Source organism: Enterobacter ludwigii, assembly GCF_001750725.1.
GTDB classification, from domain to species: Bacteria; Pseudomonadota; Gammaproteobacteria; order Enterobacterales; family Enterobacteriaceae; genus Enterobacter; species Enterobacter ludwigii.
This window is the reverse complement of record NZ_CP017279.1, coordinates 52,143-66,732: the sequence shown is the minus strand read 5'-3', so window position 1 is coordinate 66,732 and position 14,590 is coordinate 52,143. Positions and strand designations below refer to the sequence as shown.

Sequence of the window (14,590 nt, the reverse complement as noted above, 5' to 3'; positions counted from 1 at the left end):
ACAACCATATCATCACAAGTGGTCAGACCTCCTACAAGCAAGGGAGCTTTTCTTTATGATGATTTTGAGCATTCTCGCAACCGTTGTTCTGCTCGGTGTGCTGTTCTATCACCGGGTGAGTTTATTCCTGAGCAGTCTGATTCTGCTGGCCTGGACGGCTGCGCTTGGCGTCGCTGGCCTGTGGAATATCTGGCTTTTAGTCCCGCTGGCTATCATTCTTCTGCCGTTTAACTTTACGCCGATGCGTAAATCGATGATCTCCGCGCCGGTGTTCAAAGGCTTCCGCAAAGTGATGCCGCCCATGTCGCGTACGGAGAAAGAAGCGATTGATGCCGGTACCACCTGGTGGGAAGGCGACCTGTTCCAGGGCAACCCGGACTGGAAAAAGCTGCACAACTATCCGCAACCGCGTCTGACCGCTGAAGAACAGGCCTTTATTGATGGTCCGGTGGAAGAAGCGTGCCGCATGGCAAATGACTTCGCGATTACCCATGAAATGGCGGACCTGCCGCCAGAACTGTGGGCGTATCTGAAAGAACACCGCTTCTTCGCGATGATCATTAAGAAAGAGTACGGCGGTCTGGAGTTTTCCGCTTACGCTCAGGCCCGCGTCCTGCAAAAACTGGCAGGCGTTTCCGGGATCCTGGCGATCACCGTTGGCGTGCCGAACTCGTTAGGCCCGGGTGAACTGCTGCAACACTACGGTACCGAAGAGCAGAAAGATCACTACCTGCCGCGTCTGGCACGTGGCCAGGAAATTCCGTGCTTCGCGCTGACCAGCCCGGAAGCGGGCTCCGATGCGGGTGCGATCCCGGATACCGGCGTCGTCTGCATGGGTGAATGGCAGGGCCAACAGGTGCTGGGTATGCGCCTGACCTGGAACAAACGTTATATTACGCTCGCCCCTATCGCGACCGTGCTGGGCCTGGCCTTTAAGCTCTCCGATCCGGAAAAACTGCTGGGCGGTGAAGAAGATCTGGGCATTACCTGTGCGCTGATCCCAACCTCCACCCCAGGCGTTGAAATTGGTCGTCGCCACTTCCCGCTGAACGTACCGTTCCAGAACGGCCCAACCCGCGGCAAGGATATCTTTGTACCGATTGATTACATCATCGGTGGTCCAAAAATGGCCGGTCAGGGCTGGCGCATGCTGGTGGAATGTCTGTCGGTTGGCCGTGGTATTACCCTGCCGTCCAACTCGACCGGTGGTTTGAAATCTGTCGCGATGGGGATTGGTGCATACGCCCATATCCGCCGTCAGTTCAAAATCTCTATCGGCAAGATGGAAGGGATCGAAGAGCCGCTGGCACGTATCGCAGGCAACGCTTACGTGATGGATGCTGCCGCCTCCCTGATTACCTACGGCATTATGCTGGGCGAAAAACCGGCCGTGCTGTCAGCTATCGTGAAGTATCACTGTACCCACCGCGCACAGCAGTCAATCATTGATGCAATGGATATCGCGGGCGGTAAAGGCATTATGCTCGGCGAGGGCAACTTCCTGGCGCGCGGCTACCAGGGCGCACCGATTGCCATCACCGTTGAAGGGGCAAACATTCTGACCCGCAGCATGATGATCTTCGGCCAGGGGGCAATCCGTTGCCATCCTTATGTGCTGGAAGAGATGGCCGCCGCGCAGAATAACGACGTGGATGCTTTCGACAAGCTGCTGTTCAAACATATCGGTCATGTGGGCAGTAATAAAGTGCGCAGCTTCTGGCTGGGTCTGACACGCGGTCTTACCAGCGCCACGCCAACCGGTGATGCGACCAAGCGTTATTACCAGCATCTTAACCGCCTGAGTGCCAACCTCGCTCTGCTGTCAGATGTTTCTATGGCGGTGCTGGGCGGTAGCCTGAAGCGTCGCGAGCGTATCTCTGCCCGTCTGGGTGATGTGCTGAGCCAAATCTTCCTGGCCTCTGCGGTCCTGAAACGCTACGACGATGAAGGCCGTCAGGAAGCCGATCTGCCGCTGGTTCACTGGGGCGTTCAGGATGCGATGTATCAGGCGGAACAGGCCATTGACGATCTGCTGGCGAACTTCCCGAACCGCTTTGTTGCAGGTGCCCTTCGCGTGGTGATCTTCCCGACCGGTCGTCATCATCTGGCGCCGTCTGACAAACTGGATCACAAAGTGGCGAAGATCCTGCAGGTACCGAGCGCAACCCGTTCCCGTATCGGCCGCGGTCAGTATCTGGCTCCCACACCGCATAACCCGGTTGGTCTGCTGGAAGAAGCGCTGCTGGACGTGATGGCTGCCGATCCCATCCATCAGAAGATCTGCAAACAGCTGGGCAAAAACCTTCCGTTCACCCGCCTGGATGAACTGGCGAAACAGGCCCTGACGGGCGGGATCATCAACAATGATGAAGCCGCTCTGCTGGTGAAAGCCGAAGAGAGCCGTCTGCGCAGCATTAACGTGGATGATTTCGACCCGGATGAGCTGGCAACACAGCCGGTAAAGCTCCCGGAGAAGGCCCGCAAACCTGAAGCTGCATAACGCGTTTCGCTTCTACAAACCCCGCCACGCGCGGGGTTTTTTATTGCCACATTTTCTCTTTATGTCGTGCTACAGTGTCAAAAAGTGGTCGTTTGAGGAGTCTGAATTGTGCCTGGTCTGAAGATTTCGATTTTGCAGCAACCTTTAGTGTGGATGGACGGCCCTGCCAACCTGCGCCACTTTGATCGTCAACTGGAAGGTATTACCGGGCGTGATGTGATTGTCCTGCCGGAGATGTTCACTACCGGCTTCGCCATGGAAGCGGCGCAACAGTCAATGCCACAGCAAGAGGTGGTCGCCTGGATGCACGCCAAAGCGCAGCAAACCAATGCGCTGATTGCCGGCAGCGCTGCGCTGCAAACCGAACGCGGGCCGGTCAACCGCTTCCTGCTGGTCGAGCCGGAAGGGAAAGTGCATTTTTATGATAAACGCCACCTGTTCCGCATGGCAGATGAACATCATCACTATGAAGCGGGTGATGCGCGCGTGGTGTTCGAATGGCGCGGCTGGCGTATTCTGCCGCTGGTTTGCTACGACCTGCGCTTCCCGGTGTGGTCACGCAACCGCAACGATTACGACCTGGCGCTGTATGTCGCCAACTGGCCTGCCCCGCGCTCACTGCACTGGCAGTCGCTGCTGGTCGCACGCGCCATTGAAAACCAGGCGTATGTGGTCGGCTGTAACCGCGTGGGGACCGATGGCAACGGGCATCATTATCGGGGGGATAGCCGGGTGGTGAACCCGCAGGGTGAAATTATTGCCACCGCCGAGCCGCATCAGGCAACGCGCATTGATGCTGAGTTGTCACTGACGGCCCTGAAGGAATATCGCGAGAAGTTTCCGGCCTGGCAGGATGCGGATCCCTTTAGCATTGGATAACGGTTTCCCCTCCCTCTCACAGGTAGAGGGAGGGGACATCATTAACTCACCAGCGCCTGCCCGTCTTTGCGGCTCTCTGTCGCCGCCACATAATGCCCTTCCGGCATACGATAAATCACCTGCGCGCCGCCGAAGTTGTAATCCTGGAGCGGATCTTCCACCACGATCTGGTGCCCGCGCTCACGCAGTGCGGCGATAGTATTGCGATCGAACGTCGATTCGACGATCACTTCCCTGCCCTGCACCACGCGCCAGCGAGGCGCATCAATTGCCGCCTGCGGGTTTTGCCCGTGCAGCATGATGCGCAGGGCCATCTGCATATGCCCCTGCGCCTGCATTGGCCCGCCCATGACGCCAAAGGACATCAGCGGTTTACCGTTGCCGTCCATCGCAAAGCCCGGAATGATGGTGTGGAACGGACGCTTACTGCCCGCCAGCGCATTCGGATGGTTTGGATCCAGCACAAAGCCACAGCCGCGGTTTTGCAGACTGATCCCGGTCTCCGGCACCACAATCCCGGATCCAAAGCCCATATAGTTGGACTGAATAAAGGAGATCATCATACCGCTGGAATCTGCAGCGCTCAGGTAGACCGTGCCGCTCTGCGTCGGCGAACCGTAGACGAAATCGGAGGCGTTATCGGGGTCGATAAGCGCCGCGCGCGACGCCAGGTAACGATCGCTCAGCAACGCCTGGGCCGCGAACTCCATGTGTTCTTCATCAGCGACGTAGCGATCGAGATCCGCCAGCGCCAGTTTCATCGCTTCAATAGACAGATGAAGCGACTGCACGGAATCCGGATGATGTTTTTCAATTCCACACTGCTCCAGAATACCGAGCGCAATCAGCGTGGCGATGCCCTGCCCGTTTGGCGGCAGCTCCTGCACCGAACCACCGGCAAAATCACGCGACAGCAGTTCTACCCAGTCCACACGATGATTGGCCAAATCCTCTGCCGTCAGGTGCGCGCCATGCTCTTTCGCGAAAGCGGCAATTTTCTGCGCCAGCTCGCCGCGGTAAAACGCTTCACCGTTGGTTCTGGCAATCAGCTCCAGCGAATGAGCCTGCGCCGGGTTACGGAAGATCTCGCCGACCCGGGGAGCACGCCCTTCCGGTGCAAAGCAGGCGCTAAAGCCTGGCTGATCTTTCAGCTTGTTATAACCCCGCTGCCAGAGATGTCCAATCAACGGGGAGACCGGAAAACCGTTACGCGCATACTCGATGGCCGGTTGCGCCAGCGTAGTGAGCGGCAGCGTGCCAAAACGTTCTGCCAGCGCCACCCAGCCCGAAACCGCACCCGGCACGGTGACAGCGTCCCAGCCAATTTCTGGCACCGCGGTTTTACCGGCAAACAGATCCGCGTGCCAGCTGGCAGGCGAGCGGCCTGAGGCGTTCAGGCCGTGGAGTTTTTCACCATCCCAGACGATGGCAAAGGCATCGCTGCCAATACCGTTGCCGGTGGGTTCAACCACCGTCAACGCCATGGCGGTTGCAACCGCCGCATCAACCGCGTTCCCGCCGAGCTGCAGCATTTTCATTCCCGCCTGGGCCGCCAGCGGCTGAGATGTCGCCACGGCGTTGTGGCCCATCATCGGCGGGCGTCGTGAATCGTAACCGGAAGTGAAATCAAGCGCTTTGGTCATCATGACTCCTTAGTCATGGCGCGGATCGAGCGCATCGCGCAGCCCGTCGCCGAGTAAATTAAAGCCCTGCACGGCAAGAAAAATCGCCACACCTGGGAATACAGACATCCATGGAGCCTGCTCAAGGAAACCTTTCGCGGTATTAAGCATTGAGCCCCATGACGGGTTCGGCGGCTGCTGGCCTAACCCCAGAAATGACAGGCTGGCTTCAGCAATGATTGCCGAGGCAATGGCCAGCGTGGCCTGCACCAGAATCGGAGACATCACATTGGGGAGCACATACTTAATGATGATCCAGCGATCCGGCAGGCCAATCGCCCTCGCGCCGTCGATATACTCTTCGTTGCGAATGGCGATCACCTGGCCGCGCGTCAGGCGGGCGAAGATCGGCATTGCGGAGAGGCCAATGGCGATCATGGCGTTGGTCAGGCTTGGGCCCAGGAACGCCCCAAGCGCGATCGCCATGATCAGGAACGGGCAGGCCAGCAGCGCTTCAATAAAACGCGAGATCACGCCGTCCCACATCTTCTGGAAGTAACCCGCCACCAGCCCCAGCGGAACGCCAATGACCACGGCGATCACCACCGACATACAGCCAGCCATCAACGACGTTCTCGCCCCCCAGATAATGCGGGACAAAATATCGCGGCCCAGTTCATCGGTCCCAAACCAGTACATCGCCGAAGGCGCTTTACGCACCGCCAGGAAATTGGCTTTCACCGGATCAAAGGGCGCGATCCACGGCGCCAGCAGTGCCACCAGCACAAAAAAGCCCACCACTACGGCACCCATCACCGCGCTTTTATTGGCGAGAAATTTCTTCAGTACCCGGTTCTGCGCTCGGGGCTGAACCGCGGCAATGGTTTGAGTTGTCAGTTCCGCCATGCTTAACCTCGCATTTTCGGGTTGATAAGAACGTAAAGCACGTCGGCCAGCAGGTTCAGCAGCAGGAATCCGATCGCCACGATAAGCACCACCCCCTGCACCACCGCATAGTCACGGTTAAAGACCGAATCGACGATCATCTTGCCGAACCCTGGAATGGTGAAGACCTGTTCGGTCAGTACCGCGCCACCCAGCAGTTCGCCGAACAGCAGCGTGGTCAGGGTGATCACCGGAACCAGCGCATTGCGAAACGCATGCTTTAAAATCACCGCCTTTGGCAACAGCCCTTTAGCCCGTGCGGTGCGGATGTAATCGGCCTTCATTACCGCGATCATGGAGGCGCGGGTATGGCGCATCAGCGTGGCCGCCAGCCCCGTTCCCAGTACCGACGCAGGCAACAACAGCGTACGCAGGTTCTGGATCGGATCTTCACTAAACGGCACGAACCCCGACGCTGGCAGCCATTGCAGATTGACCGAGAAGACCAGAATCAACAGGATCCCGAGCCAGAAATGCGGTATCGAGATCCCCGAGATCGCCACAAAGTTGGCACCGTGATCAACCCAGCTGTTTTTGTTGACCGCCGCGAGGATCCCCATGCTGATGCCAAACACCAGCGCGATGATCATCGCCAGCAGCGACAGCTCCAGCGTCACCGGCAGTTTGCTGGCAATGAGCTGGGTGACCGGCTCGTGAGTGCGTAAGGAGACACCAAGATCGCCCTGCAGCGCGCGCGTCAGCCAGTTGAAGTACTGCACAGGGATGGGCGCATCGAGATTGAGCTCAGCACGCAGTTGGGCGATCACCGCCGGATCGCGCTCCTCCCCGGCCATGGCGATCAGCGGATCGCCGGGCAGCAGTTTTTGCAGGCCGAACACCATCATGCTCACCAGCAGTAAGGTCGGGATGGCCAGCAGCAGACGTTTGCAAATCAGTTCCAGCATGGGTTCTCCTCAGGCCAGTTATTTCGCCAGCGTCAGGCCAGCCAGACGCACAATGCCGTCCGGATACGGTTTAAAGCCCTGCACGCTCTTGTTCAGACCAAAAATACGCGGTTCAAAATAGAGGTAGGCAATGGGCATATCCGTCTGCAGCTGTTTCACCACCTTGTCGTACAGCGGCTGACGGACGGCTTTGTCGTTGCTCAGGCGCGCCTGCGTCAGCCATTCATCCACCTGCGCGTTACTGTAACGGCCGTCGTTAAGGGTGCCTTTGCTGTTAATGAAGCCGTAGATGCTGCCATCCGGATCCGGACGACCCGACCAGCCAGAGAAGCTCAGCTGATAATCACCGCTTTGCTGGCGGTCGAGCAGCGTGGCGAACTCGGTCATTTGCAGGTTCAGGTTAAAGCCAGCCTCTGCGACCATCGCCTGCAGTACCTGACCGACCTGCTGTGAAGTTGGGTTGTTGGGCACCAGCAGATTGACATTCAGCGGCGTAGTGATGCCTGCCGCTTTCAACAGCGCTTTGGCTTTGTCGACATCGCGTGGTGGCACCGGCAGGTTAACGTGATACGGACTTACGGTAGAAAACGCCTGGTTTGCCGGGGTGTACAGCCCCTCGAAGACCACCTGATTTAACGCATCGCGATCGATTGCCTGTGAAAATGCCTCACGCACGCGGGCATCCTTAAACGGATCGTTCGCCGGGACCTTGCCGTTATTGATATTGAAGGTAATGCCCTGATAACCCAGACCGGTCACCTTCGCCAGCGCCAGTTTGCTGTCGGCTTCTACGGTTTTCACGTCGCTTGCGGCAATGCCTTCCGTCAGATCAAGATCCCCTGCACGCAGGTTAGCCAGACGCACGGAAGCATCCGGGATCGGCAGATAAATAATTTTGTCGAAGTGGTAAGCGCCTTTGTTCCAGTAGTTGTCAAAACGCGTCAAAACGATACGGTCCTGCGAGACGCGGCTGTCGAACTTATAGGGGCCAGAGCAGACCGGATGGGCGGCAAAGTCAGGTTTTTTTGCGGCGTCGGGTGCCATCATCGCCCCGGCGCGATCGGTAAGCTGCATCAGCAGTGCGGCATCAGGTGTTTTCAGATGCAGGGCAATCTGCATCGGGCCTGTCACCTCAACGGACTCAACGGACGAGATTTCACTTTTACGCAGTGAACCTTTTAACGTCAGCGCGCGGTCGAGGTTGTATTTTGCCGCGGCAGCGTCAAATTTTTCACCGTCATGGAAGGTCACACCTTCACGCAGATCCATGGTCAGCGTTTTGCCGTCGTCACTCCAGGCCCACGATTTCGCCAGGCCGGGAACCACTTTCAGATGCTCATCCACGTCCACCAGCCGGTCGCACAGAGAGGCAAAGACGAAACGGCCATAATAGGTGCGCGCAAGATGCGGATCGAGCATGTCCGGATCCGCCCCCAGACCAATTCGCAGTACGCTTTCAGAATGGGCGGGCAGCGCCGCGCCAAGCAACATAACACTTCCCAGTACGGTCAAAAGAGAATTACGCATTGTCATTATCATGAGTTCCTTGAAGGAAGGGAGGAGTGAGTGGCCGCGTGTTCAAACAGCGCGCGGCGGCGCAGAAAGGCTGCGGATGGCGGTGCTATCTGGATAACACTGCGATCGCGGTTAATCTCCTGCCAGCGATGGCAGGCAATCTGGCGTCCCCCGTCCAGCACCTGATTGATCGGCTCGACCTGGCGACATTCATCCGTGGCATACGGACAACGGGTATGGAAACGGCAGCCTGACGGTGGGCTGGCCGGGTTCGGTAAATCCCCCTGCAGCAGAGGTGCCACGCGCGGCGCGCCTGGCTGCATCTGGGGGGCGGAGGCGATTAACGCCTGCGTATAGGGGTGTAGCGGGGCATCAAAGATTTCGTCGACTGTCGCAAGCTCAACAATTTGACCGAGATACATCACCGCCACGCGGTCACTCATATGGCGGATAACCGCCAGGCAATGGGCAACAATCACCATTGTCAGCCCCAGCTGATGCTTCAGACTTTCCAGCAGGTTGACCACCTGCGCCTGAACCGAGACATCCAGCGCGGAGACCGGCTCGTCCCCCAGCAACAGCTTTGGCCCGGAGGCCAGCGCACGCGCAATACCGATTCGCTGACGCTGCCCTCCGGAAAATTCGTGCGGATAACGTTGCGCCCAGGCCGCTGGCAGCCCTACGGTTTTAAGCAGTTCCGCCACCCGATATTGCCTGTCGGCTTTCTTCATCGACTGGTGTAGCCACAGCGGCTCACCGACGATCTGCTCGACTGTCATGCGCGGGTTTAACGATGCGAAAGGATCCTGAAAGATGATCTGCAGCTCCCGCCGCAGCTGGTTCAGACGCGCTCCCGAGGCATGAGTGATCTCTTCACCCTGATAAAATACGCGTCCTTCGCTGGCCGCCAGCAGCCGCAGAAGAAGACGGCCCAGCGTCGATTTTCCGGATCCGGACTCGCCCACAATCGCCAGCGTTTCACCAGGCATGACGGAGAGGGAGACGCGATCGACCGCGGTGACAAAACGTGCTGGGGTAAACAGTTTTTTAGGGCCGGGAAAAAGCTTGCTCAGGTCCCGGGCTTCAAGAATGGGCGTCGTCATGCAATTTCTCCCAGCGCAATATGTTGTTCCAGCGGCACGCGGAAGCAGGCCACCTGATGGTCGGTCCCCATCGCCGTCAGCGACGGCTTTTCGTCATGACACCGCGTTTGCGCGAAGGGGCAGCGGGTAGCGAACCGGCACCCTTTGGGCATGGATTCCGGCAGCGGAACGGCACCGGGAATAGTGGAAAGCGCGCTTTTACGTGCGCCGAGGGACGGAATCGAGCCCATCAGTCCTATGGTGTACGGGTGTTGCGGGTCGGCAAAAATGGCCTCCACGCTCCCCTGCTCTACCACCTGTCCGGCATACATTACCGCCACCTGCTGCGCGACTTCCGCCACCACGCCCAGATCGTGGGTGATCATTAACACCGCCGTACCGGTCTCTTCTTTGAGGGTATTAAGCAGCGCGAGGATCTGCGCCTGAATGGTCACATCCAGCGCGGTTGTCGGCTCGTCGGCAATCAGCAAACGTGGATGGTTAATCAGCGCCATCGCAATCATCACGCGCTGACGCATCCCCCCGGAAAGCTGGTGCGGATACGCTTTCAGGCGCATTTCTGCTGCCGGGATCTGCACCTTCTCCAGAATCTGCAGCGCAACCTTCATCGCCTCTGCACGAGAAAGTTTCTGATGGCGCATCACCGCTTCACTGAGCTGGTCTCCCAGCGTGAAGGCAGGGTTGAGCGAGGTCATTGGCTCCTGGAAAATCATTGCCAGTTCGCTGCCGCGAAGATCGGCATATTCCCGCGGTGAAAGCTTTCGTAAGTCGTGACGACGGAACTGCATCTCGCCGCTGACGATCTGTGCGCTGGCGGGCAGTAAGCCCATCAGCGCTAATGAGGTGATACTTTTCCCGCAGCCGGATTCCCCCACCAGCGCCAGCGTTTCTCCCGCGTTGACCGTCAGTGAAATACCATCAAGCACGCTCACCGGAGAGCCGGCGAACGTTACGTTAAGATTTTGCAGCCGCAGTACAGGCGTGGGGTCCTTAAACGGGATCGTCGTCATAGCGTGAAGTCGTCCTCAAGGTGAATAGCCTGAATCAGGGCTGACTGCAGGCTAAGCAGGTGTTCGCGCATGGCGGCCGCTGCTTCATTAGGCTGGCGATGGATAATCGCAGACATGATTTTTTGATGGTGGTCGTTGTAGTGATCAACCCGCTCGGGTGTACGGGCTAATTCGCGCAAATGCTGCCAGCCCGGTTCACGTCTGACGGCATCAATGGCATCAAACAGGCCAAGCATCAGGCGATTACCGGCAGCCTCGGCAATGGCGCGGTGAAATGCGCTATCCCAGAGTTCGTTGAGATCGCGGTCGTCCGGGCTGACCTTATCAATGCGTTCCAGCATGCGCTGCATAAGCGCGAGGTTTTCCCTGGTGGCACGCAGTGCCGCAAGCCGGGCTAAGCCGGGTTCGAGCTGTAGACGAGCTTCCATGACTTCCAGAAGGTTGGTTTGCTGAACCAATCCCTGAAGGGCCAGAGGTTCAACAGGTGCAGACGGGCCTATAAAGGTCCCTTTGCCCTGTTTACGCCAGATCCGCCCCTCCTCTTCCAGCACATCCAGCGCACGACGTACTTCACGTCGTCCTACGCCGAGAGTCTCCGACAGCTCACGTTCAGTGGGCAGCGGAGTGCCTGGTGTTGACTCATGCTGGTTGATCAGTCCGCGCAGCTGCTCAAGCGCGGTGCTGGAATTGGCCAGAAACCGTGACGGTTTTTCCATATTGGTTCGCTCGCTATCATCATTACTTTATTTTTATTAACGATAAGTTATTGATATGACGTGCTACTTACCGTGCTAATGATTAAGCAATAAACGAACCAATTATTTATTGGTTCATGAAATTTTCGGAAAAACGATAAGAAATGAAGGGGTTACCGTAATGAATTGTTACAGCCACAGTCGGCACACGAGGACGATCGCCAACAGAAAAGAACACAAAACGCACAACAACAGTGCAAATAATGCACCAAATTGGTTAATTTGTTAATTATTTGCACCTTTTATGATATATCAATGTTAACCAAAAGCAATAAACATTCTGTAATAAGTCGTACTCACTTAGTGATTCAATACCAGCCTGTGCGGTTCATCCGACGATTGCAGGTAAATGATGACCTCTTTCTGTAACGGCAAATGATGCGGACACGCCCCGAAGATCGGTAACGTTTCGCCCGGTAAAATGGTCTCCGTTTGCAGCATTAACGCCATTTCATCGGGCATCAGCATGATTGACTTTTTAAGGTGGACAGCGGTTGTTCCGGTGTTGGTGACCGTCAGTTTGTCCCCTTTTGCCAGCCATACCAGCGCCTTCCAGTTCTGTTTTTCTGCGGTATGCTGTTGCGCAATCTGCACAGCCTGCGCATTCGCCATCTGCGTTAGCGGGGCGGAAAAAAGCACAATCAGCGGCACGGTAATCAGTGTCCTTAACATTTCACTTTAGCTCCTGGAAATGGCCCCCTTGCGAGGGCCGCGAAAGATTAAGGAACAAGCTGCCATAGCGCCGGAACCTCAGAAGGTGCCCAGTGAGCCATAGAAGGATGTGCCTGCAGACAACGATACTGCTTGCCGTTATAGGTCACCACCTCTCCTGTTTTGTAGTTCACGCCGACCTTCCACTCGCCTTCCGGCTCAGGTGTCACAGACCCCTTGTCCGTCGTTGCCTTGAATGGCGTACTTGCCAGCGACTGCTGACCTTTGGCATTTTCTGCAATCACCTGGTAGGTGTAGGTTGTTCCCGCGCGAAGTCCCGTGTCGGTAATCTCTGTTCCGCTCACGGTGAGTAACTCGGCTCCATTGCGCAGTACGTGGTATTTCACTGCCTTATCTACCGCCCCCCATTTCACCTTCAGGCTGTTTTCCGTTGAAGAAACCAGGGTCAGATCGGTTGGCGTGCCCGGACGCCCTTCTTCAACCTGCACGGTTTCCACCTCAACCACATTGCTGCTTTCAGAGATATTCTCCGCTGCATCGAATGCCTTCACGCTGTAGCGATAAACCACACCGCCGGTTTCTACCGCATTATCGGTCCACTGAGTGTCCACTGAGGAGCCAACCTTGTCGTTATTGCGGTAAATTTCATATCGATCGACACCGACGTTATCGGTAGAGGGCTGCCAGGCGAGGGTGATCGTCAAACCATTGTTCAGAACTTTCAGGCCTGCTGGCGCGGTTGGTGCAACAGTATCTGTCGGGCGATCGGGCGACATCAGGTCCGCGCGCTCTTTCATCTCATTGAAATAGTCAACCTGCTGCGGCATGGACAGCTGTTGGTCGTTTGAACCCAATGTCCAGATAAAGAAGCCGCCGTAGCCATTCTGCGCCTGCCAGCCTGCACGGTTTACGTTGTTATGTCGGCTCTCAACAAAGCGACCTTCTGGTCCCCACTGGGAGTTAATGGTTTGACCGAGAACGATTTTGCTTTTATCACCCACCGCGCGGGCGTAGTTGGTCATCGCCACGTCATACTTAAAGCGCGGGCCGGCGTCATAGGCCATGACGTTGAAGAAATCGAAAACGTCTTTCCCCTGTTTCAGCAGCGGCAGAACTTCGCCGTGGTGTGAGGAGCGGGCAGACTCAACAAAGGAGCAATTTTCCGTTACCGCACTACTGGCGCAGTTCTCAGGATCCGCGCCAACGTGATAGGTGGTCAGACTCAGCAGCTTTTTGCTGCCGGACGCATTGAGCTTGCTACGTACCCGTTGAGCCAGATCCAGTAAGTTTTCATTTTCCTGCGGCGTGACGCGCTCTGGTTTTTCAAAGTCAAAATCAATGCCATCAAGCTGAACGGTACCGGCCTTCTGATAGTGCGCCATATTACACTTGCCGTCAGTGATAATACATTCGCCGACCATCTCGTCAGGCTTCATGTTCTTCTTATACACCGGGAAGTTTGTGTTCAGCAGATTCACCAGATTCTGCGCCAGCGTTTCTCGCGTTTGCGCGTTATTCAGATAAGACCACATGGATGAGTACGCCTCACCGCCAAGCGCCAGCATCATTTTTTTCTCAGGATGGGCCAGCTTCAACTGACTCCAGACCACATAAACTGGCGCATTGATGTAATACGGATCATATTGAGGTATCGCGACAATACTATTATTGTCTGAGCTGAAAATTTTACCGTTCTCATCCCAGCCACCAAATGAAAGCAGGAACGTATCCGCTTTTACTTCTTTCATATCCTCAACGGAATCGGCTGAAACGCCCCAGGAGGTCAGATACGTAACCGCTCGCGGTGCCTGCGCCGCAAAAGCCGACTGCGCCATTAATGCACTACCAATTAATAGAGATAATGTAAGTTTTTTCATCGAAGTTCCTTATTACTTTGTGATGATAGTCCTGTGGATTACCTCTCAAATTGTCTTTTTTTTTAGCACTGAGATCGTTGGGGATAAAGAGAAAAGGATCAGGAAACCATCCGCATTACATAAGAAATATCTTTTAATAAAAAAACACACTACTTACACCTATTACAGCACTTTCAAAATAGAAAATTTCGTTCAGAAATATCTCCTGTATTTATAATAAGTCCCTCAACGACAACCCAGGAAAATTCCCGCATCCTGTAAGACGCTTCTTTATTTAACCTTCCCATCTTCACTAATTAAAAAAGATGGCATACCTGTGTGCCAACGCTTTTTTCAGGGAAAATTCAGGAATTAATCACAACTATTATCCAACAAGGGACGCTCACAATGAAATATGCAAGTAACGTGATGAGAAAACAGGGTGGCTTCACCCTGCTTGAATTGCTGGTCGTGCTGATGATTATTGCGCTGCTGGCAGGATTTGTCGGGCCAAAAGTCTTTTCTAATGTCGACTCGGCTAAAGAGAAAACCGCCATGCGCCAGATGCGCTCACTCGCTGAGGCTCTCGGGCAATATCGCCTTGATACCGGTAGCTACCCAAGCGAAACGCAAGGTTTGAAAGCACTTACTGAAAAGCCTTCCAACGCGCAAAACTGGAATGGCCCTTATCTCAGCCAGCATGTGCCGTTAGATCCCTGGGGCAATCCTTATCAATGGCATAACCCCTCCCGGACAAAAGACGCCATTAATGAAGTCGAAATTACGTCCGGCGGTAAAGACGGTAAGCCTGTCACTTACGGGTTCTGA

Annotated in this window: 12 protein-coding genes; 3 read left to right on the top strand and 9 right to left on the bottom strand. The window is 55.8% G+C overall.

Annotated features, from left to right (window positions below; all coding sequences use genetic code 11):
• Positions 1–55: 55 nt before the first annotated feature.
• Complete coding sequence (gene fadE / locus BH714_RS00310) at positions 56–2,500, top strand: acyl-CoA dehydrogenase FadE (protein ID WP_040016760.1); 2,445 nt, start codon at positions 56–58, stop codon at positions 2,498–2,500.
• A 108-nt stretch (positions 2,501–2,608) separates the two neighbouring features.
• Positions 2,609–3,379 carry an amidohydrolase gene (locus BH714_RS00305; RefSeq protein ID WP_014168753.1) on the top strand — a complete coding sequence of 257 codons (771 nt, stop codon included), beginning with the start codon at positions 2,609–2,611 and terminating at the stop codon, positions 3,377–3,379.
• Positions 3,380–3,420: 41 nt separating this feature from the next.
• Here the strand turns inward: BH714_RS00305 and BH714_RS00300 are convergent, their stop codons facing one another.
• From BH714_RS00300 to BH714_RS00260, 9 genes are all read right to left on the bottom strand, one after another.
• Positions 3,421–5,022 carry a gamma-glutamyltransferase family protein gene (locus BH714_RS00300; protein WP_020882793.1) on the bottom strand — a complete coding sequence of 534 codons (1,602 nt, stop codon included), beginning with the start codon at positions 5,020–5,022 and terminating at the stop codon, positions 3,421–3,423.
• Between the two features lie 9 nt (positions 5,023–5,031).
• Entirely contained in the window at positions 5,032–5,907 is an 876-nt protein-coding gene (locus BH714_RS00295) for an ABC transporter permease (protein ID WP_014168751.1), read from the bottom strand.
• 2 nt (positions 5,908–5,909) lie between these two features.
• On the bottom strand, positions 5,910–6,851 hold the full coding sequence (locus tag BH714_RS00290) for an ABC transporter permease (protein ID WP_020882795.1): 942 nt from the start codon (positions 6,849–6,851) through the stop codon (positions 5,910–5,912).
• 18 nt (positions 6,852–6,869) lie between these two features.
• Positions 6,870–8,384, bottom strand: a complete 1,515-nt coding sequence (locus BH714_RS00285) for an ABC transporter substrate-binding protein (RefSeq protein ID WP_025205116.1) — start codon at positions 8,382–8,384, stop codon at positions 6,870–6,872.
• Positions 8,385–8,386: 2 nt separating this feature from the next.
• Complete coding sequence (locus BH714_RS00280) at positions 8,387–9,469, bottom strand: ABC transporter ATP-binding protein (RefSeq protein ID WP_040016759.1); 1,083 nt, start codon at positions 9,467–9,469, stop codon at positions 8,387–8,389.
• Positions 9,466–10,479: an ABC transporter ATP-binding protein gene (locus BH714_RS00275; protein WP_040016758.1), complete on the bottom strand. Its 1,014-nt coding sequence runs from the start codon at positions 10,477–10,479 to the stop codon at positions 9,466–9,468. The genes BH714_RS00280 and BH714_RS00275 overlap by 4 nt, the downstream gene beginning before the upstream one ends.
• Positions 10,476–11,195, bottom strand: coding sequence for a FadR/GntR family transcriptional regulator (locus BH714_RS00270; RefSeq protein ID WP_014168746.1), 720 nt, complete (start codon positions 11,193–11,195; stop codon positions 10,476–10,478). The genes BH714_RS00275 and BH714_RS00270 overlap by 4 nt, the downstream gene beginning before the upstream one ends.
• Positions 11,196–11,534: 339 nt before the next feature.
• Positions 11,535–11,906: a hypothetical protein gene (locus BH714_RS00265; RefSeq protein WP_040016757.1), complete on the bottom strand. Its 372-nt coding sequence runs from the start codon at positions 11,904–11,906 to the stop codon at positions 11,535–11,537.
• A 47-nt stretch (positions 11,907–11,953) separates the two neighbouring features.
• Complete coding sequence (locus tag BH714_RS00260; RefSeq protein ID WP_040016756.1) at positions 11,954–13,783, bottom strand: glycosyl hydrolase family 18 protein; 1,830 nt, start codon at positions 13,781–13,783, stop codon at positions 11,954–11,956.
• A gap of 387 nt (positions 13,784–14,170) precedes the next feature.
• On the opposite strand from BH714_RS00260, the gene gspG reads away from it, so the two are divergent.
• The gene (gene gspG, locus BH714_RS00255) at positions 14,171–14,590 is read left to right on the top strand and encodes a type II secretion system major pseudopilin GspG (protein ID WP_040016754.1); all 420 of its coding nucleotides are present in this window, start codon (positions 14,171–14,173) and stop codon (positions 14,588–14,590) included.

Bases quoted from the DNA above. Each gene is read 5' to 3' on its own strand.
- fadE (WP_040016760.1), top strand. From the start codon at position 56: ATGATGATTTTGAGCATTCTCGCAACCGTTGTTCTGCTCGGTGTGCTG.
- BH714_RS00300 (WP_020882793.1), bottom strand. From the start codon at position 5,022: ATGACCAAAGCGCTTGATTTCACTTCCGGTTACGATTCACGACGCCCG.
- BH714_RS00295 (WP_014168751.1), bottom strand. From the start codon at position 5,907: ATGGCGGAACTGACAACTCAAACCATTGCCGCGGTTCAGCCCCGAGCG.
- BH714_RS00290 (WP_020882795.1), bottom strand. From the start codon at position 6,851: ATGCTGGAACTGATTTGCAAACGTCTGCTGCTGGCCATCCCGACCTTA.
- BH714_RS00285 (WP_025205116.1), bottom strand. From the start codon at position 8,384: ATGACAATGCGTAATTCTCTTTTGACCGTACTGGGAAGTGTTATGTTG.
- BH714_RS00280 (WP_040016759.1), bottom strand. From the start codon at position 9,469: ATGACGACGCCCATTCTTGAAGCCCGGGACCTGAGCAAGCTTTTTCCC.
- BH714_RS00275 (WP_040016758.1), bottom strand. From the start codon at position 10,479: ATGACGACGATCCCGTTTAAGGACCCCACGCCTGTACTGCGGCTGCAA.
- BH714_RS00270 (WP_014168746.1), bottom strand. From the start codon at position 11,195: ATGGAAAAACCGTCACGGTTTCTGGCCAATTCCAGCACCGCGCTTGAG.
- BH714_RS00265 (WP_040016757.1), bottom strand. From the start codon at position 11,906: ATGTTAAGGACACTGATTACCGTGCCGCTGATTGTGCTTTTTTCCGCC.
- BH714_RS00260 (WP_040016756.1), bottom strand. From the start codon at position 13,783: ATGAAAAAACTTACATTATCTCTATTAATTGGTAGTGCATTAATGGCG.
- gspG (WP_040016754.1), top strand. From the start codon at position 14,171: ATGAAATATGCAAGTAACGTGATGAGAAAACAGGGTGGCTTCACCCTG.